This window comes from Bacillus zhangzhouensis, from assembly GCF_000715205.1.
GTDB classification, from domain to species: domain Bacteria; phylum Bacillota; class Bacilli; order Bacillales; family Bacillaceae; genus Bacillus; species Bacillus zhangzhouensis.
The window spans coordinates 228,044-251,826 of sequence record NZ_JOTP01000003.1; the positions used below are offsets into that span (position 1 = coordinate 228,044).

At 40.9% G+C, this 23,783-nt stretch carries 18 protein-coding genes and 1 other annotated feature; of the genes, 8 read left to right on the forward strand and 10 right to left on the reverse strand.

What is annotated here, in order from left to right:
• The first annotated feature begins 78 nt into the window (after window positions 1-78).
• From ctpB to BA70_RS04390, 3 genes are all read left to right on the forward strand, one after another.
• Window positions 79-1,527, forward strand: a complete 1,449-nt coding sequence (gene ctpB, locus BA70_RS04380; RefSeq protein WP_034318659.1) for a carboxy-terminal processing protease CtpB — start codon at window positions 79-81, stop codon at window positions 1,525-1,527.
• Between the two features lie 344 nt (window positions 1,528-1,871).
• Complete coding sequence (locus BA70_RS04385) at window positions 1,872-2,225, forward strand: swarming motility protein SwrAA (RefSeq protein WP_034318662.1); 354 nt, start codon at window positions 1,872-1,874, stop codon at window positions 2,223-2,225.
• Window positions 2,226-2,293: 68 nt separating this feature from the next.
• Window positions 2,294-3,481, forward strand: a complete 1,188-nt coding sequence (locus BA70_RS04390; RefSeq protein ID WP_034318665.1) for a PDZ domain-containing protein — start codon at window positions 2,294-2,296, stop codon at window positions 3,479-3,481.
• A 9-nt stretch (window positions 3,482-3,490) separates the two neighbouring features.
• On the opposite strand, the gene BA70_RS04395 is transcribed toward BA70_RS04390, so the two are convergent.
• A complete protein-coding gene (locus BA70_RS04395) occupies window positions 3,491-3,856 on the reverse strand; it encodes a winged helix-turn-helix transcriptional regulator (protein ID WP_034318667.1) in 366 nt (121 codons plus the stop codon).
• A gap of 227 nt (window positions 3,857-4,083) precedes the next feature.
• On the opposite strand from BA70_RS04395, the gene BA70_RS04400 reads away from it, so the two are divergent.
• Both BA70_RS04400 and BA70_RS04405 read left to right on the forward strand, forming a co-directional pair.
• Entirely contained in the window at window positions 4,084-4,758 is a 675-nt protein-coding gene (locus BA70_RS04400; protein WP_034318670.1) for an NAD(P)H-dependent oxidoreductase, read from the forward strand.
• Between the two features lie 89 nt (window positions 4,759-4,847).
• Window positions 4,848-5,072 (forward strand) — a binding site (T-box leader).
• A 75-nt stretch (window positions 5,073-5,147) separates the two neighbouring features.
• Window positions 5,148-6,497, forward strand: coding sequence for an amino acid permease (locus BA70_RS04405; protein ID WP_034318673.1), 1,350 nt, complete (start codon window positions 5,148-5,150; stop codon window positions 6,495-6,497).
• A 48-nt stretch (window positions 6,498-6,545) separates the two neighbouring features.
• Here BA70_RS04405 and BA70_RS04410 read toward each other — a convergent pair whose 3' ends face one another.
• From BA70_RS04410 to BA70_RS04445, 8 genes are all read right to left on the reverse strand, one after another.
• A complete protein-coding gene (locus tag BA70_RS04410; RefSeq protein ID WP_034318676.1) occupies window positions 6,546-7,538 on the reverse strand; it encodes a glycosyltransferase family 2 protein in 993 nt (330 codons plus the stop codon).
• A 29-nt stretch (window positions 7,539-7,567) separates the two neighbouring features.
• Window positions 7,568-9,694, reverse strand: coding sequence for an ArnT family glycosyltransferase (locus tag BA70_RS04415; RefSeq protein ID WP_034318679.1), 2,127 nt, complete (start codon window positions 9,692-9,694; stop codon window positions 7,568-7,570).
• Window positions 9,695-9,907: 213 nt separating this feature from the next.
• The gene (locus BA70_RS04420) at window positions 9,908-11,323 is read right to left on the reverse strand and encodes a HAMP domain-containing sensor histidine kinase (RefSeq protein ID WP_034318682.1); all 1,416 of its coding nucleotides are present in this window, start codon (window positions 11,321-11,323) and stop codon (window positions 9,908-9,910) included.
• A complete protein-coding gene (locus tag BA70_RS04425) occupies window positions 11,320-12,006 on the reverse strand; it encodes a response regulator transcription factor (RefSeq protein ID WP_034318686.1) in 687 nt (228 codons plus the stop codon). The genes BA70_RS04420 and BA70_RS04425 overlap by 4 nt, the downstream gene beginning before the upstream one ends.
• Window positions 12,003-12,986 (reverse strand): YncE family protein, encoded by a 984-nt coding sequence (locus BA70_RS04430; RefSeq protein WP_034318689.1) that lies wholly within the window; start codon window positions 12,984-12,986, stop codon window positions 12,003-12,005. Before BA70_RS04430 ends, BA70_RS04425 begins: the two co-directional genes overlap by 4 nt.
• Before the next feature lie 276 nt (window positions 12,987-13,262).
• A complete protein-coding gene (locus BA70_RS04435; protein WP_034318692.1) occupies window positions 13,263-14,597 on the reverse strand; it encodes an MFS transporter in 1,335 nt (444 codons plus the stop codon).
• Between the two features lie 40 nt (window positions 14,598-14,637).
• The gene (locus tag BA70_RS04440; protein ID WP_034318695.1) at window positions 14,638-15,210 is read right to left on the reverse strand and encodes a TetR/AcrR family transcriptional regulator; all 573 of its coding nucleotides are present in this window, start codon (window positions 15,208-15,210) and stop codon (window positions 14,638-14,640) included.
• A gap of 90 nt (window positions 15,211-15,300) precedes the next feature.
• Window positions 15,301-17,832 (reverse strand): PEP/pyruvate-binding domain-containing protein, encoded by a 2,532-nt coding sequence (locus tag BA70_RS04445; RefSeq protein ID WP_034318697.1) that lies wholly within the window; start codon window positions 17,830-17,832, stop codon window positions 15,301-15,303.
• A 282-nt stretch (window positions 17,833-18,114) separates the two neighbouring features.
• Here BA70_RS04445 and BA70_RS04450 point away from each other — a divergent pair, with 282 nt between their 5' ends.
• The 3 genes from BA70_RS04450 (at window position 18,115) to uvrA (ending at window position 23,522) form a co-directional block, all read left to right on the forward strand.
• Window positions 18,115-18,360, forward strand: a complete 246-nt coding sequence (locus BA70_RS04450; RefSeq protein ID WP_034318699.1) for a CsbA family protein — start codon at window positions 18,115-18,117, stop codon at window positions 18,358-18,360.
• Window positions 18,361-18,652: 292 nt separating this feature from the next.
• Complete coding sequence (uvrB, locus tag BA70_RS04455; protein ID WP_034318701.1) at window positions 18,653-20,638, forward strand: excinuclease ABC subunit UvrB; 1,986 nt, start codon at window positions 18,653-18,655, stop codon at window positions 20,636-20,638.
• Between the two features lie 7 nt (window positions 20,639-20,645).
• Window positions 20,646-23,522, forward strand: a complete 2,877-nt coding sequence (gene uvrA / locus BA70_RS04460) for an excinuclease ABC subunit UvrA (RefSeq protein ID WP_034318703.1) — start codon at window positions 20,646-20,648, stop codon at window positions 23,520-23,522.
• A 119-nt stretch (window positions 23,523-23,641) separates the two neighbouring features.
• Here the strand turns inward: uvrA and BA70_RS19320 are convergent.
• On the reverse strand, window positions 23,642-23,783 hold a 142-nt coding region (locus BA70_RS19320; protein WP_149865342.1), incomplete at its 5' end, for a transposase.

The following is a 23,783-nucleotide window of genomic DNA, read 5'->3' on the forward strand; positions in this document are numbered from 1 at the left end:
AATGTCCTTACATGAAATCCCTTCTTCTGGCATATAATAACTCAGGTCATCAGGAAGAGTTGAAGAAGGAGGCCAAATATGAAAAAACAAATCGCATCTATTATGGCAAGTATCGTTCTATTAATGAGTGCAGGGGTGATAACGCATAAAGAGAGGACTCATGCGGAGTCACCGAAAGCAGCTGCTGCAATGGCTGGACAAGCTCAATCAAGTGATCGGGCGAAAGAAAATGGAATGGAGAAAATCGAAAAAGCCTATGACCTCATTTCGAATGAATATGTAGAGGAAGTGGATCGCCAAAAGCTGCTTGAAGGCGCCATTCAAGGAATGCTTTCAACTTTAAATGATCCGTATTCAGTTTACATGGACAAGCAAACTGCAAAACAATTTTCTGATTCGCTTGATTCCTCCTTTGAGGGAATTGGGGCAGAAGTGGGGGTGGATGAAGGAAAGATCATTATCGTCTCTGCCTTTAAAAAATCCCCTGCGGCCAAAGCAGGTCTTAAGCCGAAAGATGAAATCATCAGCATTGATGGTGAGCTGATGAAAGAAAAAAGCTTAAACGATGCTGTACTGAAAATACGAGGAAAAAAAGGAACGTCTGTCGCCTTGAAAATCAGACGAAATGGAATTGAAAAAGATTTAACGTTCCATATCAAACGAGAAGAAATCCCGCTAGAAACAGTGACTTCCTCTATGAAAGAGGTGAATGGTCATAAAACAGGCTATATTGCCATCTCTAGCTTCTCTGAAGATACTGCGAAGGATTTCACGTCAAGCCTGAATAAGCTCGAGAAAAAGGGCATAGAGGGTCTTGTATTGGATGTGAGAGGAAACCCTGGCGGCTATCTACAAAGTGTAGAAGATATTTTGAAGCATTTTATAACGAAGGATCAGCCATATATTCAAATCGCAGAACGGAACGGCGACCGAAAACGCTATTTTTCAAAGCGGAAAGAACAGAAACCTTACCCGGTCAACGTCTTAATTGATAAAGGCAGTGCATCTGCTTCTGAGATACTTGCTGGTGCAATGAAAGAAGCCGGAAAGTATGAAGTGGTAGGGGATGTCTCCTTTGGGAAAGGAACTGTGCAGCAGGCGGTTCCAATGGGAGATGGAAGTAATATTAAATTAACGCTGTATAAATGGCTGACACCAAAAGGGAATTGGATTCACAAAAAAGGTGTCGTGCCCACTATTGCGATTCATCAGCCAGATTACTTTACTGCCGGCCCGCTTCAGCTAAAAGAACCGCTTCAGCTTGATATGAACAACGAAGAAGTCAGACAAGCGCAGACGCTGTTAAAAGGGTTGTCATTTGACCCTGGCAGAGTAGATGGATACTTTGATGAAGAAACGAAAAAAGCCGTACTCGCCTTCCAAAGCACATATAATCTGGAAAAGTCAGGTGTCATTGATTTGAAGACAGCAAAAATGATGAACAAAATGGTAGATGAAGTAAAATCCTACGAAAAAAATGATCTCCAGCTGCAGACTGCACTAAAAGCACTATATCTTAAAAAATAAAGAGGCGAAGAAAAGCCTCTTTTTTTTGGTTCATTAGTGTCACGAACATGTAAAAATTTATTCTTAAAAATATATTATATCGAGAAATATATTCATTTATTTTACAAAAAACATAACATTCCATCGATTTTACCCGATAACATATTTATATAAGAGACTTTCTGTTGATTTAAACATGTCATGAAAATGAAACTTTTGAAAGTTGTATGTTACATAAATAATTCTTACAATAAAAAGAAGCACTCATTTTAAATATTTTATTTTTTGCGGATATTCAGCTTGAGCATTGAGCTGTACCGAGGTTTGCGCTTTTCTTAAAAGAACTAGTAAATGGGGGTACACAATTGAAAAGGGCAAGTATTGTGAGAGAGAAAAAATATTACGAGTTGGTAGAGGAGCTTAAGGGTCGTTCGAAAGATGTGACGTTTTCCGCTACAAAGGCATTAAGTCTGCTCATGCTGTTAAGCAGATACTTGGTCAATTACACAACGGTAGAATCAGTCGACGAAATCGATGAAGACTGTGCTGAGATATACTTCAATTATTTAATGGATAATCATAAGAGACTTGGTATAAACTTAACCGACATCAAGAGGTCGATGCAGCTTCTCGGCGGCATACTAGATGTAGATGTGAATCACTATTTAAAAGATTTTTCACTGTCGAATGTCACACTTTGGATGAATCAGGAGAAATAAACCTGATGTCAAGCATCGATTTATTTGATAGAATAAGAGAAAATGCTTGACTTGGGCGGTGAACGATAATGAGCTCGGAGTGGATGGGAGCCGGATTAAAAGCGGTCGGTCTGTTTTTAATCCATCCTCTTTTTTATTTCATGATATTAATCAGTCTATTGTATGGCTACATCCGCGTAAAGCGGGAGAGAAAAGCGTTTCAAACAAGAATAGAAGATGTTTACGATGAACTTAAATTTACATATTCAAAGGGATGGATTCTAGGAGTTTGCCTATCCGTCATTTCAGTAGGCTTAGGGATTGCCCTCCCGCCTGGATTCATCGTGCTGATTGCAGCAATGACCATCGTATTCTCTTTATTCTTTAAGGCGAGTGCGCTTTCGTCTGCATACACACTCGGTTTCAGTTTTATTGCGGCACTTGGACTGATGTATTTCCAAGTGAGCCATTCTTGGCTGCCGCAGCTCTCAATGATGAATGCATCAGCCGTTGTCATTTTGCTAGGGCTCCTATTAATGACCGAGGGAATTCTAGCATATCGAACGGCGCATTTACGTACATCGCCTGCAATGGTGATGAGTGCGAGAGGACTTTTGATTGGTCAGCAGCGGGCAAACCGTCTGTGGCTTTTACCGCTTGTTTTGCTGATGCCGGCAGGTGAATTGACTTCTTCTCTACCATGGTGGCCAGTGCTTCAAGTGCATGATCAAAGCTTTTCATTTATTTTGATTCCCTATATCATCGGCTTCGGTCAGCGGATTCAAGGATCACTACCAATTGTCAGTATTCAAATTACGGCACGACGTATTCTCATGCTCGGACTCGCTGTTGCCTTACTAGGTGCTGCAAGTATTTGGTTTAAGCCTATAGTCTGGGGAGCTGTATTGATAGCGATTGTAGGAAGAGCCTTTCTCTCATGGAAGCAGAGGGTCAATGATAATGCTGCCCCGTTCTATTTCTCTAAGCGTAATCAAGGGCTGATGGTGCTAGGAATCATTCCGAATACACCAGCGGCTGATTTAAAGCTTGAGATCGGAGAAGTCATTACAAAGGTAAATGGAATTGAAGTCAAAACGGTTTCAGAATTTTACGAAGCTCTTCAAACGAACCGTGCTCTGGCAAAGCTTGAGATCATTGGCTTAAATGGTCAGACAAGGTTTGAGAAACGCGCTTCTTACGAAGGAGAGCATCATCAGCTTGGCATCCTGTTTGTGAAGGATGATCCACAGCAAGAACCAACAGCGATTTCATCTTAAAAAAAGCTGCTAGAGATGGCAGCTTTTTTCTTTTGGGCGTGTTTCTTTTCCATATGATTCGCCCCATTCACGCATGGCGAAGATGATGGGCTTTAATGTATCTCCAAGAGAAGTCAGGGAATATTCGACACGAGGGGGAATCTCCTCATAGACTTCTCTGTGAACAATACCGTCTTGTTCAAGCTCACGTAATTGCAGCGTGAGAACACGCTGAGAAATTCTTGGCAGAAGCCGGCGCAATTCGTTGTATCGTTTTGGACCGCAAGTCAAATGATAAAGGATGACTCCCTTCCATTTCCCTCCAATGACACTCGTTGTGACCGAAACAGGACAGCCATGATTGACAATGCTGACTGGATTGGATGGTTCACTCATCTCTACACTCCTTTCTAAGACGAAAATGGTGATAAACGAACATGATTGTACCTAACGAACAAAAATGTGCGTACTTGAATCGATGGAAGCTTTTCTTTTACCATAGAGATATCACATCACATATTCGGGCTTTTGTTTTTTTATCATAACAATTTCTATATGAAAATGGAAAGAAATTGGATTGTGAAAACACACACCCTATTTGTTCAATAGAAAGGATGAATAAAATGCAAGACAAAGAGCAACTAAAAAAAGAAATCCTTGAGGCGTTTGAGTTCCGTCATGCGACAAAAGAGTTTGATCCAACGAAAAAGATTTCAGAGGATGATTTTGCGTTTATTTTAGAAACAGGAAGACTTTCCCCAAGTTCTGTAGGATTTGAGCCTTGGAAGTTCCTCGTCGTTCAAAATGATGCTTTTAGAGAAAAATTAAAAGAGTATACATGGGGGGCGCAAAAGCAGCTTCCAACTGCTAGTCATTTTGTGATCATCTTGGCAAGAACAGATGCCCGCTATGATTCAGCATATGCAGAATATATCAACAAGCAAATCAAAGGAATGACAGACGAGACGTTTGATATGGTAAAGGGACGCTACAAAGAATTCCAAGAGAACGATCTCCATTTGCTAGAAAATGACCGTACATTATTTGATTGGGCTTCAAAACAAACGTATATTGCCCTTGGAAATATGATGACAGCTGCGGCACAAATCGGCATTGATTCATGCCCAATTGAAGGATTTAGCTACGATGAGATTCATCGTATTCTAGATGAAGAAGGGTTACTTGAGGATGGTCAGTACGACGTTTCTGTGATGGCCGCCTTCGGTTATCGTGTCACTGAGCCAAAGCGTGGAAAAACGCGCCGTCCGATGGATGAAGTAGCTGTTTGGATTCGTTAAAAGAGGTTATCTGAAAAAGGATGTTGACAATTGCGTGGATAGTCAGTATATTTAAAAAATAAAATCTTTGACGAATATATAAATTGACTATAAACGTTTTGACTTGAGAATAGTAGATGAACATCCGTTTTTTAAGAGAGCTGCGGGTCGGTGCAACGCAGTAAAACGAATCATTGAACTCGCTCAAGGAGCGGTAAGACTGAATGAATAGTAAGTCTTTACGTGTGACCTCCGTTATCGGGTTTTAAGTTGGATCCAGCTATAGCTGGATCAATAAGAGTGGTAACGCGGTTGCAAGGTCAGTCGTCTCTTCAAGGAGATGGCTGGCCTTTTTATATGCTTTTATCCTATATTTGTCTGAATATTTAAATTTAAAGGAGCTATTGAAAATGGAAAAGGAACATGTGCAGTTAAAACGAACAATGACGTCAAGGCATATTATGATGCTTGCGCTTGGCGGTGCAATCGGTGCTGGTCTGTTTAAAGGAAGCAGTTCTGCCATTGATATTGCAGGTCCTGCTGTCATTTTGGCATATATGATTGGTGGTCTTATTTTATTATTTATTATGCAAGGACTTGCCGAAATGACCGTTGCACGACCTGGCGCAAGAACATTCCGTGATTTAATTGAACCTGTGTTAGGAAAATATCCGGCCTATTTCTTAGATTGGATATATTGGAAAATGTGGGTGCTGAACATTGCTGCAGAAGCCATTGTGTCTGCTATCTTTATTCAGTACTGGTTCCCGCAAGTACCGATTTGGACGCTTGTGTTAATCATTTCACTTGTTGTGACATTGATCAATGTTTGTTCAGTCAAAATGTTTGCTGAGACAGAGTACTGGTTAGCTTCCATTAAAATTGCAGTCATTATTTTATTTATTATCATTGGGTTAACGATGCTGTTTGTCTCATTTGGACAGCATGCAGCACCGGGATTATCCAACTTAACCGACCACGGTGGATTTTTCCCTAATGGAACTGGCGGCTTAATTGCGGCGATGCTGGTTGTGGTCTATTCATATGGTGGAACTGAGATGATTGGGGTCACATTAGCGGAAACAAAAAACCCTGAAAAAATCATCCCAAAGGCGATTCAAAGTACATTTGTACGAATCATCGGTTTCTATGTACTTCCGTTCTTTATCATTGTCAGCTTAATCCCTTGGAATCAAGTAAACAATGAGCAAGTGAGTCCATTCGTCACAGTGTTTGCAACAATTGGCGTGCCGTATGCAAGTGACATCATGAACGGTATTATTTTACTAGCCATTTTGTCTTCTATGAACTCTGGACTGTATGCTTCATCAAGGGTCCTTTATACGCAGGCGATGGATGGGCGTATATGGAAAGGCTTCTCCAAGCTATCAAAACAGCAGGTCCCTGTCAGAGCAATCCTTGTGTGTACATCCACATTGTATGCGGCTGTATTGATTTCTCTTTTTGTGGGAAGTCAAACCTTTAATTATTTGATGGGATCTTTAAGTTATACCGTCTTATTCATCTGGTTTATCATTGCTGTCGGCCATTTGAAATCTCGAAGCGTAGCAGAACCAGGGGGATATCGCGTCAAGCTGTATCCTTTCACAACATGGTTTTCTGTGATTGCGATCATTGCCATTTTTATCGGCGTTGTGTCAACTACTCCAATTGTACAAACGATGGTCACAATGGGCATTTACCTCATCATTACACTTTCTTTCTTCATCAACAGAAAGCGGTTTGAAACAGCCGCTTAATACAAAAAAGCGTGCTGGACCTTTTCGAGAAGGTCTCGCACGCTTTTTTTAATGCTGTTTGTAGTGCTTGAAATGAACAGGGGATTGAACCGGGTGCGGCTTTGTTTGAAGCCCGTAGCTCTCCCTGACGATATAAAGCGGTCGGTCCTTCGCTTCATCGTAAATTCGGCCAATATATTCTCCGATCATTCCCAGCATGAAGAGGATGATGCCGCTAAAGAACAGCTGAATGACAATTAATGAACTCCAGCCAGTAATCGTGCTATTGGTAAAAAGCTTTAAGTACAAAACAAGGAACATCGAAATGAATCCAATAGCAGAAAGGGCAATGCCTGCCACACTGGCTAGCTTTAAAGGTTTATAGGAGAAAGAGGTGATTCCGTCCATCGATAGCTTGAGCATCTTTTTGAGAGGATACTTCGTTTCTCCTGCTAGCCGCTCATCTCGAACGTATTCTACGGCAATTTGTTTGAAGCCGACCCAGCTGACTAAGCCGCGAACAAATGGATTTTTCTCCCGTATTTTTCTCATTTCATGACACACCTTACGATCCATCAACCTGAAGTCGCCAGTGTCGATGGGAATGTCTACTTCGGTGATTTGACGTAGAACCCGATAGAAAAGGGAAGCGGTGTGCTTTTTGAAAAATGTTTCGCCTTTTCGCTTGGTGCGGACGGCGTATACCACTTCATAGCCTTCCTTCCATTTTGCAATCATCTCTAATATCAATTCGGGCGGATCTTGTAAATCTGCATCAATGACCACGATGGCCTGACCCTTTGCATAATCCATGCCAGCTGTAATCGCAATTTGATGCCCAAAATTACGAGAAAAATCAATGAGTCTCACATTCGGATCAGTCTGGCAATATCCTTTTATCATTTCAGCTGTTCGATCCATACTGCCGTCATTGACGAAGAGAAGCTCATATGCTTCTCCCGTCGAATCCATGACGGTTTTAAGTCGCTGATACGATTCGTGGATGACAAGTTCTTCATTATAGACTGGGACAACAATCGAATATTGTATGCTTTTTTCCATCAGCCATTTTCCTCCTTTTAATAGATGAATTAATCAACGGATAGTTCGTAAAGGGTGCCACTCTCCATTCCGCCCATTCGTCCATTTGACTGATCAGGTTGTTTAGATTGTTTGCTGTCAGTGCTGCCTGTTTGTTGCTTCGTTTTGGATGTTGAAGTGCTCTGCCATTTAGAAGCAGCCACTTCTTTGCCGTTTTTCTGAATCCAGTTCAGAATGTCTGAGCTTCCGCCTCTCATTCCAGAGAGATAGAAGTATTTGATTTTTCCGTCTTTGACGAGCTGTTTAAATTCACTAAGCGTTAAAATGTTATCTGAGCCACTAAATCCACCTAGTGCCATAACCGCTTTCCCTGTCTTAATAATGTAAGGGGAAGCAGTGGTTGCATCTGTTGTACCAAACAAGAAGGCTTCCCCTGTATTGTTTTTCTCAAGGTAGCTGATCAGCTTCTCATTCACCTGTGAATTCATGATGCCGCTTGAAGTTGCAAGCTGGGGACCAGCCTCTGGTAACATGCTGTTTCCTCCGTAAAGAAGAGGTGTGCTTGCCCAGAACAGTGGTGCGATGAGCATGCCAAGGATGGCGATGAGAGACGTCAGTTGTTTTAGTTTTTCTTTTCCTTTTATAAAGAGCAGGGCAAGGACGGATCCAACGCCGATGAGACCAACCGCAATGCTTAACACAAGACCAATCGTGCTCGTAAAGGTGGATAAGATAAAGATTTCAAATGCTGTTGTCACCAAAATAGCCATCGGAAGCAGCCATTTTTTAAAGCCGGTCCCTGTTTGGAATAATTGAGTCATAGAGACCCAGCCTGCTCCAGCTAATACGGCAATTGGCGGTGCCAGCATGATTAAATAATAGTGATGGAAAAATCCAGCTACACTGAAAAATCCAGCAACGGGTATAAGCCAAGCTAACCAAAATAGCGTTTCCTTTTGTTTTATATTGAGACGTCTTCTGTCAAAAGCTGTTGAGAAGAAGATGCCAATGGTGCCAATAAGAGCAAATGGAAGCAGCCAGCTGATTTGATCGGACAGTTCAGATTGGAACAGACGTAATGGACCTTTTGTTCCTGTACCAAACATGCCAGAGCCATTTCCCATTTTTCCGCCACCGCCATTTGGCGGTCCATCACCAGAAGGCATGTCAGGTGGTGTCGTGCCATTTGTACTGCTTGGCGGTCCTTGCATAGACGGCTGTCCCTGACCGGAAGATTGATTGGAGCTGTCTGAGCTGCTTTGATTTCCATTAGATGGCGGCTGAGGCATGGTGGATGAATCATTATCGTTTTGCTGATCACCCTGCTGTGAAGGTGGTTGACCTTCACCCTCACTTGAGCCGCCGCCCATTCCACCAGCTCCGCCAGACTGTTGACCAGTCAGCCGCTGGAGACCGTTATAGCCAAAGGCTAGTTCTAATGCAGAATTAGATTGACTTGATCCCATAAAAGGGCGATTGTCTTTTGAGGTGAGATCAACGGCTATCGACCAAGAAGCAGATACACCTAAAAGAACAATCATTGAAATCAGCAGTGAAAGCAATTTTCTCTTCCAGGTCGTGCGATAAGCTAGGATGTAAAAAAGGATGAGTGCTGGTACGATCATATAGGCTTGCAGCATCTTTGCATTAAAGCCGACGCCGATCATTGCAAATGAAGCGATCGCCCAAAGCACCTTTTGCTGTTTCACAGCCTTGAACATCATACCTGTTGCTAGTAAAAGGATAAAAACAAGTAAGCTGTCAATGTTATTTGTACGAGATACAGCGACTGCGATTGGTGTACAAGCCATGATGAGTGCAGCCAGTCTTGCAGCGGCCTGGCCGAATGTTGGTTTGACAAGTCGGTAGATTAAGTAAACAGATCCAATGCCAGCCAAAGCTTGAGGCAAGATCACACTCCATCCATGTAAACCAAAAATTTTGGCACTGATCGTTTGCAGCCAGAAGGCAAGCGGGGGTTTATCCACCGTGACATACCCTGCTGGATCAAATGAAGCAAAGAAGAAATTATGCCAACTTTGCATCATACTTGTGACAGCGGCAGTATAATACGCATTCACCGTATCATCATTCCAAATGTGATAAATGTTTAAGATGGCAGATAAGATCAATATGAAAAATAAATAAATATCAAATTTCTGAAAACGTCTGATCAAAAGCATGTCACTCCTTTTTCTTAACTTGAAAAAAGTGTAACAAGCAAATATGAATAAATTGTTAATAAAAAAAGACCAATTCTTTATGTTTTAGGGGAATAAAAACAGCTCTTGTTGAAAAGAGCTGTTCAAGTTGTATACATATGCTATTGATACTGGTCTATAAGAGAAAGGAAAGGTTCCAAATGAGAGTGTGACAAGATCTGTAATTTTTTATTGAGTAGGCAAGCTTTCATTGAATGAAGCATTTGGTAGCTGAATGATGGCTGTCGTACCGAGTCCAGGCTTAGATTGAATATTAAAGGTGCCATGATGTTTTTTAATAATTTGATAGACAATGGCTAGTCCAAGCCCAGAGCCGCCATCCTTTCTCGTGCGAGCCTTATTTACTCGATAAAATCGCTCAGAAACATGCGGAAGATCTTCTTTTGGAATGCCATTGCCTTCGTCCGTCACTCTCAATTCAGCAGTGTTTTGCTGAACATGTAATTCAATCGAAATTGACTTCCCAGATGGAGTGTAATGAATGGCATTGTCCAGTAAATTACGAACCACTTGTTGTAGGCGATCGCTATCACCATAAACAATACAATCCTCTTCAAGTGTCCGTTTGAGAGAAATGCCCTTTTGATTAGCGATGAATGCCATTTGATCAAGAACATCATGGATAAGCTGTGCAAATACGATTGGCTCTGTTGTTAGAGGATAAGAATCCCCCTCTAACTGCGCAAGGTCTAAAAGATCGTGAACAAGCCGGCTTAAACGTGTGGCTTCATCTTGGATGATTTGCATTCCTTTTTTTTGATCAATGACACCCTCTTCAATTCCTTCTGCATATCCTTTCATATAACTTAAAGGAGTCCTAAGTTCGTGAGAGACATTAGCAAGAAATTCTCTGCGGTGCTGTTCAACCTTTTCAAGGGTAGAAGAGAGTTTATTAAAGGAACGGCTAAGCTGATTTAACTCATCCCCTTTTTTAGTGACAGCCATGCGTTTTGAAAAATCACCAGATTCCATTTCCATTGCAATTTCTTTCATTTTATTAATCGTCCGCACGACTTTATTGGAACTTTTATATCCGATAAAGAAAATCAGCAGAAGAATAAATAAAATGGATACGCCAAGTGTCAATCTGATTTGGACAAACGGTTCATAAACATCGGATAAGGGCATCGAGAGAAAAATTGTCCCCGATAGGTCATCTTTGTTTGAGAAAACAGGGATGGCGATACCGAGAATATCTTGGTGAAACTGTGGATGTTCTCTAATTAACACGACGGTTTCCCCTTGAAGAAGCTTTTGGCGTTCCTTGAACGTGATGAGGTTATCATTTGTGTTCGTATCAAAAGGGATACCACTTGAAAGCTCCATTGGGTCATCTGTGAAAATAATGTTCGCCTCACTTGAGTCATTTGCCCATTTGATTCTATCGGTAAAATACGTGTCTTTACCGTGTTTGTGATAGATTTCTGCTAGCTTCTTTCCTTGTAAACTTAAGGAATCAATTTGTTTATCAATATATAAGTGCTGGTATAAGTAATAGGTAAGTGCGAGAGCTGAGGCTGCAACAATTCCGGTAACTGCAAGGATTAAGAAGAGTACTTTCTTTTTAATGGATAACGGCTTCATTCCTCCTCCTCAAACTTATAGCCGACACCCCAAACGGTTTTAATATGCCGTTCAGCTCCCTTTAATTTCAGTCGTAGTGTTTTAATATGTGTATCGACTGTTCTTAAAGAACCACTGGTCGAGTGTGTTTCCCACAATTTTTGATAGAGCTGTTCACGGGAAAAAACTTGGCCCTGATTAAGAAGAAGAAACATGAGTAAATCAAATTCTCTTCTAGTTAAATTAATGGGCTCTTGATGGAGGTAGACTTGTCTGCCATCTTGATCAATCTCCAGGTCGCCGATCTGCATTCGGCTGCGCTTTAGCGAAAGACCCCTAATTCTTCTTAAGGTCGTTTCAATTCTTGCTGCAAGCTCACGCAGACTGAAAGGCTTCATGATGTAGTCATCCGCTCCAATTTCAAGTCCTCTAATTCGATCCTCCTCATAGCTTCTAGCTGTTAAAAATAAAATGGGGATTTGGGATGTTTGTCGAATACGCTGGCAGACTTCGAATCCATCCATATCAGGCATCATGATATCCAATACAACAAGGTCAACGGGTTCCCTTTCAAGCTGATGTAAGGCATCCATGCCACTGTTTGCAGTGATAATATGAAAGCCTTGTTTTTGCAAAAAGGAGCCGATTAACTCAAGCATATCTAACTCATCATCTACTATTAAAATATGCATCTGTTCTTTCATTTCTTTTCCTCCAACACGATAGCATAGGGCCCTGATGGGACATTCAGTCGTTTTTTCATCATGAATGTATGTTTATCGATGACTGATACTGAATTGTCATCTAAGTTACTCACATATATTGATTCGGTATCGGCGGTGATATAATTCGGATTTTGACCGGTTTCAATAGAAGCAAGCTGCTGATTCGTCTCTGTATCTACTTTGTATAGCGTATGGTCTCCATGACATAGTACATATAAAGTAGAAGAATCTTTCTCTGAGAAAAATGCAACTGGCATGACACCTAGTTTGATTTCGCGCTGTTTTTTACCTGTTTTAGGGTCGTAAGCAAAAATGCTTTTATTTAAGGTGCCAGGTTTACCGTGTCCGCCAATCCAAATGGAATGTCCATCAAAATGAATGCCAGAAGGCCGTTCTAGTACAGAAATCGTACGTGTGTTTTTTCCTTTTTCAATATCTATGACTGAAACTGTATGACTTTCTGTATTTAAAACAAACAAAGTTCCTGAAGAAGAAAGCGTCATAGAAGAGGGTGACTTTCCGGTCTTCACAGTTGCTTTTATTTTTTTGCTCTGTGTATCAATAAAATAAACGACATTCTTCTTTGAATCCGCTACAAGTAAAGTGTGAGAAGCTGCATCATATGTAAGTGAAGTCAGCCCTTTATTCACGTCCATATAATCTGCTGCTGTCCCCTTTTTTAAATTGATTTCTATCAGGGATTGTCCTTCTTTACTTGTCGCAATGATGATGTCTTTGTTGATTTGAATGAGATCAGTGAGTGGATGTTTTAAATCAACGGAAGAGACAATTTTATTCTTTTGTAAATCAACAATTGAAAAGGAGGCTTTTTTTAATTGAGATATCACAGCAACCGATTGCGTGCTGCCAGGTGGCGTAAATTGCTGGTCTTTTCCGCATCCCGACAGGAAAAACAGTAGAGCTGACAAACAGATCAAATAATATTTCACACGTTCCATCTTTCCGCTCCTTTGCGTCCTCTATTTTCAAAAAGCATACCACAAAAATTGTGAAAAAAAATCGAAGTTATCATTGCTGGAAGATATGAAAAAAAGCTTTTAGATTGGGAAGTGGGACAACTTTCAGCTAAAATTCCTTTTTCGTCTCATCTTATGACATTTTTCTATCTATAAAAGACGATTTTCACGGTTTGATTATCGTGATGTTTATAGGTTACAGTGATACAAATAATCAAAACTCCCCCGCCCTAAATGAACATAGAGCGAAGGGAGTCATTAGGCAGAATGTCCCGATGATGGAGAGGTGGATTTTGTTTTTATGCGTTGAGATAAAAGGAAACCAAGGATACCTGCGCCCATTAATACAATAAATAGGGCTTGAAAACCACTCAAAATACCAATCAATGTAGACGATATGATACTGCCAAAATATCGAAAGGTAGAGAAGATACCAGATGCCGAACCAGATAAGTTTTGATCAACGGATGTTAAAGAAGCCATCTGCATACTGGTCATACCAATTCCTGATGAAATTCCACCTGCGACTAATGTGATAATGAGCAGTGGTAAACTTGGGTAACTGTTTAATGTGATAAGCATGATGCCTGATAAAGTAAGGCAGAGAAATGAAAATCGAATCATTTTTTTTGCGCCTTTTATCGGATGGAGCTTTGCCCCGAGCAAGCCACTTATAGACATACAAAGTGAAAAGACAGAAAGAATAATACCGCTTTGTGTATGAGAAAGTGCAAGTTGTTGTTCCATAAATAGCGGCATAATGAGAAGGATGGCGTACATGACAAAATTGCTTAGCATGATAGAAAGGTTGGCGTTTGTAAAAGCACTGTTTTTAAATAGTGACAAAACGATGATCGGATTCTTTACTTTCCGTATATGTTTGAAGAATAAAGGAATCACGATCAATGCTAGAATCCCATAGACTAAGTATTCATTTAACACTTGGCTTTTTGTGCACAGAATGAGTGTGGCAATCCCGATGGTTAAGTACAATGAACCGATGATGTCTACACTTGCTTGTAAGCGTGTATGCTTTATTTTGGGAATGAGTAAAACGCCTGTGACAAGTGTGAGGAACAAAAATGGGATATTTACTAAGAAAATAGAATGCCAATCAAAGCTCTGAATGAGAATCGAGCCAATAAAAGGCCCAAGTGCAGCACCAATACCTGCTCCAAAACCAAAATACCCCATTGTTTTAGACAGTTTTTCAGGTGATACCGTTGCACGAATCAATGCAATGCTGTTCGGTGTTAAAATAGCTCCCCCGGCTGCTTGGATTGATCGAAAGGTGATAAGAAAAGCAAGATTAGGTGCAAAAGCACATCCAATCGAGCCAATCAAAAAGAGCATCACACCGACTAAATACATGTTGCGATGGCCGTATATATCTCCTAGCTTACCAGCGATAGGCTGAGTGACCGCCATGACAATAAGGTAAATCGTGACTACCCAAGTAATGTTTGAAATGGATTGTTCATAATAAGTTGATATGGATGATAGTGCGACTGCGATCATGGTTGAATTGACCGGAACTAATATAGCTCCAAGTAACAAAGAATAGATGATCAAGCTCTCTTTTTTTAACCTCAATGTGTATACCACCTTTTGTAAAAAAGAAGAATTTCACCCTTTAAGCGGGAGAAATTCCTCTCATGAAAATGTGTGTGCATGTCTCAATAAAGTCTTCTTTCTGTGTTAAAACGAGTTGTAAGTCTTGCTCTAGCTGTTGAATGAAAAAACCGAAATACGTACTAATGAAAATGTCTGCATAGATTTCTTCATATCCTTTTAATACATGATGCTGAGCGCCCATCGTTTTGAAATATTGTATCAGCATTTCCCTCAGTTCTTGAGGATAAAGTGTTTCATGATCTGTTAAATCCTTAAACATAGTGGGTTCTCTCATGCTAATATAGATAAATTCTTTTTTTGAAGTCAAATCTTCAAGGAAATAGGTGCCCAGAAATTTTAAATCAGTGTATAAATCTCCTTTGAATTCTGCTTCTAGGGTTTTTGTTGGTGTTGATTTCATTTTCATAATGGCAGCAATGACGCCACGTTTGTTTTTAAAGTTACGGAAAATTGTCGCTTCACTCACATTCGCTTTTGTCGCAATTTCTTTTGTTGTTGTTTTTTGATAGCCCTTTTCAGACAATAAATCCATCGTTGCGCGAATGATTCGTTGATTGGTTGATTTTAACAAGCATACTCACCTCAGGTTATGAATGTGTTTGCAACAAAGTAAGTATACCGATAAAATCCATGACCGCCAATATGATCCCAAATGATAGGGTTATGCCCTTGAATGTTGCTTTAATAACTGAATACGTCCATTCGCACCATCTACTGTCACAAGGTCACCCGTTTGGAGTTTTTCAGTGGCTATTCTTGTACCTAGAACAGCAGGCATCATATACTCTCTAGCGATAATAGCGGAATGTGACAAAATGCCTCCAGAATCGGTGATCACTGCTTTTGCGTCTCTAAATAAGCTCGTCCATAAAGGTGTGGTTGTTTTGCAAACTAAAATGTCATCCTTTTGAAATTGTGAAAATTCATCAGCGCATGTAATGACTCTTACTCTTCCGGAAACAATGCCGCTTGAAGCTCCAATTCCATGGATCACATCGTCTGTGTTGTTTTCATTTTCTCTTAATGAACCGAGCATTCTTTCTACTTGCTGCAATTCAGCCTCAGATGGAGTACCTGTATAAGCTGGTGGTTGAATGGCTTCATTTTCTTTCATTTCAATTTTTCTCTGCTGTATGACCGAATCGTATGTGATAGACGTTGTGAGCGCTTTGTGCACTTCTTCATCGTAGAGATACCACAGATCTTCTTGATGAGGAATGGCTCCTTTTTGTGCAAGGAGTTCACCAATTTTTAATAGATATAGTCTAGCTTTTGCATCTAACATGGCATCAATGTAGAAGTGATGATCATCTCGGATATTGGCTGCCTGGAGCGCAAAATGATAAAGTTTCTCAAATTTTGCTTTAAACACTTCATCTTTCACTTCACTCATAAATTGCTCATAAGTCTCACGTCTTTTGATCACTGCTTGTGCAAATTCTTCATCAAAAACACATTGGTTCTGAATGTTATTTCTGAGGATATCTAAGATAAACTCAGGGTTTTCCACCCATGCCTCTTCCGTAAAGTCATGACTTTTAACAGATCGCCAGCCATAGATTTGGAGAAATTCCTCCATTTTCGAAATGAAATGTTTTCCTTTATCCGTGTGATTAAGTGCATATAATAGTTCTGGATTCGCTTCATGGTTTGTAAATGTATGAAGAAGTTCTTCATCCTGAAGGACATCCTTTGCTAGATGAGATAGCTTCTGGTCTGTTTCAAGAGATTTGTTCATGACGCCTATCATCATCTCATGTAACAAGACGACTTGTTTTTGATCACCGGTATACGTTACAAGCATGTCTTCAATCATAGCAGATAGAATGACTTGTGGTATGACGATATCAAAATGATCCTCGTACGCTTGTATATAAAAAGCCTTTAATTCTTCGAAGCCGATGATTGCTTCTTCAATGGTCATAGGTTCGTTTATTTGACGATCAAGTTTTTCGTAAAATGGAAAGAAATTTTGCTCTAGAATTTCATACATACGTTCACTTAAATTGGGAAATAACTCAAATATGCTCTCATCAAAAACTTGTGCAGTTTCTGTTCCCGCTTCAGGCATAGACGGTGCAGAATACAGGTGACCTCTATAAAGCTTGATATCTTTGATGTTGAGATCAGGTACTTGATACTTTTCTCCATTTTTCTTCATCCCGCTTTTTAAAGCAGGTATGATTAAGCTTGAGAAAAGAGGACTCGTTGGGCCTGGCATATGATCGTCCATTGAAATCCAGAAATCCTGCAGCTCTTCTGGCTGAATTTGAAAAGAAGCACCTGCTGCTTCATTTGCTGTTTTTGGTAGTGAAGCGGTAATCGGTCTTGCTTGAAGCAAATAAAAAGTACCATTTGATATTCCGAATTCGATATCTACTCCATGTCCATAAAGTGCTTCTACTTGTTTGGTGATTTGCATGATTTGTACCAATTGATCATCATGCAGGCAAAATTGGCCAGCCATTTCCTCGGATACAGGCTGTTCAATGACGCCCTCTTGGTAAGGAACAATTTGCAGTTCTTTTGTTCCCAGTGATTTTTCAATAGAAAACGTCTCTTTGTCTACAATAAATGTGTCAGGTGTCACGAGACCGGAGACGATGGCTTCTCCTAATCCGTAGCTTGCTGTTATCATGACTTCGTTTGTTTTTCCTGATACCGGATTTTCACTAAAGATGACACCAGAGACATCAGAATGGATCAATCCTTGAACGACGACAGCCATGAGCGGCATCTCTTCCTCGTTTTCATCCATCTCTTCCTTATATTCTGTGACTCTTGCTGCAAAATAAGAAGACCAGCATTCTTTGACAGCCTGCAAAAATTCTTCATTTGTCTTGATATTTAAATAGGTCTCGTACTGTCCTGCAAATGAGGCACCTTCGAGATCTTCAGCAACAGAAGAGGATCGAACAGCAACTGAGGGATATGCCTTCAGCAATGATTGAAAGGATGAAAGTAACTCTGCTTCCATTTGTGAAGGAAACGAAGCTTTTTTGATTTTTTGTGCAAGGTTTTGTTCAGTTGAATGCAGATTGTGATATGAAAGAAAGCTTGCAAAGCTGTTGGTTTTAATAATAAATCCATCTGGGACTGGCAAGCCGTGATTGTTTAATTTGATCAAATTCACGCCTTTTGCCCCTGCGAGTGATGCGGATTCTTCAGCCGCATGAAATAATACTGAATACATGGGAATGCCCCCTTATCCAAATAGCCAATGGTTTGTTTGTCTCTCTATTTTTCAAAATGATAGTGCGCACTATCATTTTAATCATAGGATTTATTGGATGTTACTGTCAAAGACGTAAAGACCTATCTTTATAAAGGGGACGTTCTCACTAATTTTCTTCTGTATCTATAACAAAAGTCACCAAACGTGAAGAAAAAAAGGTGAAATCGAAAACTGTGAATTGTTCAATATGCCAATCTTTACTATAATCAAGGGAGTAGACCATGAAGAGGGAGGGTTTTTGTGATTACAAAAGCCATATTTGCACTTGTTTTTCCTTTCCTGCTCGTTATTTTATTTTCAAAGGTGACTTATAATCATTACGTGGGCATTGCATTAACAGCAGCGCTTTTATTTGCCTCGTACATGAAAGGCTATACAGAAACCTACTTTATCGTAGGATTAGATATTATTTCTTTAGTAGCTGGGGCATTGTTTATGGCTAAGAAAGAAATCGAAAAAAGAGAGAAGGCTGAAAAACATCATTGATGTGATCGTGATAGGCCGAAAGGTGACGTTTTTAAAACAGGAGCTGTGCTTACGATTTCTAGTGAGCGCAGCTTTCTTTTTTGTGATGTTTTTCTGCTCATCGAATATCTCGCTCCAAAATGTTCCATACTGAAAGGAAGGTTTCTTAGAAGGGTTATTTGCCATGGGAGAGAGGGTATGACTGTATTGGAAATAAAAATCAAGTGAGACACGAACTTTAGTTCGTATTTTTGTGTTCTTTTATGATAATATATTCATTAGATAGATTTCGTAACGAAACGGAGGCTTTGATGTGAGTGACCGCTTTGAATTAGTTTCTAACTATCAGCCCCAAGGAGATCAGCCGAAGGCGATTGAAAAGCTTGTTGAGGGGATCCATCAGGGGAAACAGCATCAAACGCTGTTAGGTGCTACAGGTACGGGAAAGACCTTCACTGTATCAAACCTGATCAACGAAGTGAACAAGCCGACACTTGTCATTGCGCATAACAAGACACTTGCCGGTCAGTTATATAGTGAGTTTAAGGAATTCTTTCCGAATAATGCTGTCGAATATTTTGTGAGTTACTATGATTATTACCAGCCTGAGGCATATGTTCCTCAGACCGATACATTTATTGAAAAGGACGCCAGCATCAATGATGAGATAGATAAGTTGAGACACTCCGCCACATCCTCGTTATTTGAGCGGAGAGATGTCATCATCATTGCTAGTGTATCCTGTATTTATGGCTTAGGTTCGCCAGAGGAATACCGAGAGCTTGTGCTGTCTTTGCGCACTGAAATGGAAATTGAACGCAATCAGCTTCTTCGTAAGCTGGTGGATATTCAGTATTCTCGTAATGATATAGATTTTCAGCGCGGAACTTTCCGAGTACGGGGCGACGTCGTTGAAATTTTTCCTGCTTCACGAGATGAGCATTGTATCAGAGTGGAGTTTTTCGGTGATGAAATTGAACGTATTCGTGAAGTGGATGCACTGACTGGAGAAATACTTGGTGATCGTGATCATGTTGCTATTTTCCCAGCATCTCACTTCGTCACAAGAGAAGAAAAAATGGAAAAAGCAATTATCAATATTGAGCAAGAGCTTGAAGAGCAGCTCGAAAAGCTTCGTGAAAACGGAAAGTTGCTTGAAGCACAGCGCCTTGAGCAGCGGACAAGATATGACCTTGAGATGATGAGGGAGATGGGCTTTTGTTCAGGAATCGAGAACTATTCAAGACATCTGACCTTGCGCCCTCCTGGTTCAACACCCTACACACTGCTTGATTATTTCCCGGATGATTTTATGATTGTTGTCGATGAGTCACACGTGACGATTCCGCAAATCCGAGCAATGTACAACGGAGACCAAGCAAGAAAACAAGTGTTGGTTGATCACGGATTCCGTCTGCTATCAGCACTTGATAATAGACCGCTCACCTTTGATGAGTTTGAAAAGCATATCAATCATATCGTGCATGTATCTGCAACGCCAGGGCCGTACGAGCTTGAGAAAACGCCAGAGGTCGTGGAACAAATCATCCGCCCAACTGGTTTACTGGATCCGATCATTGAAGTCCGTCCGATTGAAGGACAAATCGATGATTTAATCGGAGAAATTCATGCAAGAGTTGAGAAAAATGAGCGTGTGCTTGTGACTACTTTGACGAAGAAAATGTCTGAGGATCTCACAGATTATCTAAAAGAAATTGGGATCAAGGTCAATTATCTGCATTCAGAAATTAAGACCCTTGAGCGGATTGAGATTATCCGTGATTTACGCCTCGGTAAATATGATGTACTCGTTGGAATCAACCTTCTTCGTGAAGGGCTGGATATTCCAGAGGTGTCGCTCGTGACTATTTTAGATGCGGATAAAGAAGGCTTTTTACGCTCTGAAAGATCCCTCATCCAGACGATTGGCCGTGCAGCGAGAAATGCAGAAGGCCGGGTCATTATGTATGCAGACAAAATGACGAAATCAATGGACATTGCGATTCAAGAAACGAAGCGAAGACGAGAACAGCAAGAAGCATATAACGAGAAATTTGAAATTACCCCACAAACGATTCATAAGAAAATCAGAGATGTCATTAAGGCAACGAAGATACATGAGGAATCGGAAGAATATGAAACAAAAGCAGCTCCAAAGCTGTCGAAAATGAGCAAAAAAGAACGAGAAAAAGTGATCGAAAAAGTCGAGATGGAAATGAAAGATGCAGCAAAAGCGCTTGATTTTGAAAAAGCAGCAGAATTAAGAGATCTATTGCTAGAGCTAAAAGCGGAAGGATGATTGCCTGATGGCTATGGAACGAATAGAGGTGAAAGGTGCTAGAGCCCACAACCTTAAAAATATTGATGTGAATATCCCGCGTGACCAGCTAGTGGTCATTACGGGGCTATCTGGTTCAGGAAAATCGTCGCTTGCCTTTGATACCATTTATGCAGAAGGTCAGCGCCGGTACGTTGAATCTCTTTCAGCATATGCGCGCCAGTTTCTCGGGCAAATGGATAAACCAGATGTAGATGCCATTGAAGGTCTTTCTCCGGCGATTAGTATTGACCAAAAAACAACAAGCCGGAACCCTAGATCAACGGTTGGAACTGTCACTGAAATCTATGATTACTTACGTCTATTATATGCTAGAGTCGGAAAACCTATTTGTCCTATACACGGGATTGAAATTACATCACAAACGATTGAGCAAATGACAGATCGCATTTTAGAATATCCAGAAAGAACGAAATTGCAAGTGCTTGCGCCGGTCGTATCTGGCCGCAAAGGAACACATGTCAAAGTACTTGATCAAATTCGGAAGCAGGGCTATGTTCGAGTGAGAGTCGATGGAGAGATGGAAGACCTTTCAGAAGATATCGAGCTCGAAAAGAATAAAAAGCATTCCATTGAAGTCGTAATTGACCGGATTGTGGTGAAGGAAGGCGTAGCAGCTAGGCTGTCTGATTCCCTTGAATCGGCACTTCGTCTAGGTGAAGGCCGGGTCATGATTGATGTGATTGGACAAGAAGAGCTGTTATTTAGTGAACATCATGCTTGTCCGCACTGCGGGTTCTCTATTGGTGAACTTGAGCCGAGAATGTTCTCGTTTAACAGTCCTTTCGGTGCCTGTCCGAGCTGTGACGGACTCGGTTCTAAACTAGAAGTCGACCCTGAGCTTGTGATTCCTAATAAGGAATTGACTTTACGTCAGCATGCCATAGCACCATGGGAGCCGCAGAGCTCACAATACTATCCGCAGCTTCTTGAGGCTGTATGCACACACTATGGAATCGACATGGACATTCCAGTCAAAGATATACCGTCGCATTTATTCGATAAAATTTTATATGGCAGCGGCTCTGAGTTGATTTATTTTAAATATGAAAATGATTTTGGTCAGGTACGTGAAAATGAAATTGAGTTTGAAGGTGTCCTTCGTAACATTGAACGACGTTATAAAGAAACAAGCTCTGATTATATCCGTGAGCAAATGGAAAAATATATGGCCAATCAACCTTGTCCGACATGTAAAGGGTATCGTTTGAAAAAAGAAACGCTTGCGGTTCTCATCAATGGCCAGCACATCGGAGAAATTACCGATTTGTCTGTCTCTGATGCACTTGATCTCTATGAAAAAATCGAGTTATCTGAGAAAGATTTGCAGATTGCTCAGCTCATTTTACGTGAAATCAAAGAACGTTTGTCCTTCTTAAATAATGTAGGTTTAGATTATCTGACATTAAGCCGATCAGCTGGAACACTATCAGGCGGTGAGGCGCAGCGGATTCGTCTCGCGACTCAAATCGGATCAAGACTGACGGGGGTTCTTTATATATTAGATGAACCATCTATTGGTCTGCATCAACGGGATAATGACCGTTTGATAGGGACTTTGAAAAACATGCGTGACATCGGGAACACGCTGATTGTCGTGGAGCATGATGAAGATACAATGCTTGCCGCTGATTATTTGATTGATATTGGACCGGGAGCAGGCGTTCATGGAGGAGAAGTGATTTCGGCTGGAACGCCAGAAGAAGTCATGAAGGACCCGAAATCTTTGACAGGCCAATATTTATCTGGTGATAAATTTATCCCGCTTCCAATTGAAAGAAGAAAGCCTGACGGCCGCTACATCGAAATTAAAGGTGCAAAAGAAAACAACCTGAAAAACGTCAATGCGAAGTTCCCTTTAGGCGTCTTTACAGCTGTGACGGGTGTGTCTGGCTCAGGGAAAAGTACGCTTGTGAATGAAATTCTATTGAAATCACTTGCGCAAAAACTGCATCGAGCGAAGGCGAAGCCAGGACAGCACAAAGAAATCAAAGGAATGGATCATTTAGATAAGGTCATTGATATTGATCAATCTCCAATTGGCCGTACGCCGAGATCCAACCCTGCCACGTATACCGGTGTATTTGATGACGTGCGGGATGTCTTTGCACAAACCAATGAAGCAAAGGTCCGTGGCTATAAAAAAGGTAGATTCAGCTTTAACGTCAAAGGCGGCCGCTGTGAGGCGTGTCGTGGAGATGGAATCATAAAAATTGAAATGCACTTTTTACCTGATGTGTATGTACCTTGTGAAGTGTGTCATGGGAAACGTTATAACCGCGAGACACTAGAGGTCACGTACAAAGGGAAAAATATTGCCGATGTTCTTGAAATGACTGTGGAGGACGCACTTCAATTTTTCGAGAATATCCCGAAAATTAAGCGTAAACTTCAAACGATCTTTGATGTTGGGCTAGGGTATATTACCCTTGGACAGCCTGCGACAACATTGTCTGGGGGAGAGGCGCAGCGTGTGAAATTGGCATCTGAGCTTCACCGCCGTTCAAACGGAAGGTCTCTTTATATTTTAGACGAGCCTACAACTGGTCTTCATGTGGATGATATTGCCCGTTTATTAAAAGTGCTTCAGCGTTTGGTCGAAAATGGGGATACGGTTTTGGTCATTGAGCACAACCTTGATATTATCAAGGCCGCTGATTACCTCGTTGATCTAGGGCCAGAAGGCGGTGCAGGCGGCGGAACGATTATTGCCTCTGGAACACCTGAGCACATTGCAAAAGAAAAAGCTTCTTACACAGGTCTATACTTGAAGCCTATTTTAGAACGTGACCGCGAACGAATGAAACAGTTGGTCAAAGAAACGGAACGTGTGACATCGTCATAAGAAAAACCCCTCTTTATCGAGGGGTCAGATTGTAGAGAAACTCACGTTTTTCTACAATCTTTTTTATTTTCAGCGGCATCATGATGGATGAGATTTAATGAAAAAGGCCTCCCACACACCTAGCCTAGCTTCGCTAGGTGTGTGGCAATCTTCTTCATGTTCTGACACGCAGCGGTGAGAAGAACTTGCTCACTCACATTCTGTTTTCCCCTCAACCGGCAGTAGCGAAGCCCATGCAGTTGTTTTGATTTTGTAATGATT

Coding starts and splice junctions, on each gene's coding strand:
- ctpB (WP_034318659.1), top strand. CDS start 79: ATGAAAAAACAAATCGCATCTATTATGGCAAGTATCGTTCTATTAATG.
- BA70_RS04390 (WP_034318665.1), top strand. CDS start 2,294: ATGAGCTCGGAGTGGATGGGAGCCGGATTAAAAGCGGTCGGTCTGTTT.
- BA70_RS04395 (WP_034318667.1), bottom strand. CDS start 3,856: ATGAGTGAACCATCCAATCCAGTCAGCATTGTCAATCATGGCTGTCCT.
- BA70_RS04400 (WP_034318670.1), top strand. CDS start 4,084: ATGCAAGACAAAGAGCAACTAAAAAAAGAAATCCTTGAGGCGTTTGAG.
- BA70_RS04405 (WP_034318673.1), top strand. CDS start 5,148: ATGGAAAAGGAACATGTGCAGTTAAAACGAACAATGACGTCAAGGCAT.
- BA70_RS04410 (WP_034318676.1), bottom strand. CDS start 7,538: ATGGAAAAAAGCATACAATATTCGATTGTTGTCCCAGTCTATAATGAA.
- BA70_RS04420 (WP_034318682.1), bottom strand. CDS start 11,323: ATGAAGCCGTTATCCATTAAAAAGAAAGTACTCTTCTTAATCCTTGCA.
- BA70_RS04425 (WP_034318686.1), bottom strand. CDS start 12,006: ATGAAAGAACAGATGCATATTTTAATAGTAGATGATGAGTTAGATATG.
- BA70_RS04430 (WP_034318689.1), bottom strand. CDS start 12,986: ATGGAACGTGTGAAATATTATTTGATCTGTTTGTCAGCTCTACTGTTT.
- BA70_RS04445 (WP_034318697.1), bottom strand. CDS start 17,832: ATGTATTCAGTATTATTTCATGCGGCTGAAGAATCCGCATCACTCGCA.
- uvrA (WP_034318703.1), top strand. CDS start 20,646: ATGGCTATGGAACGAATAGAGGTGAAAGGTGCTAGAGCCCACAACCTT.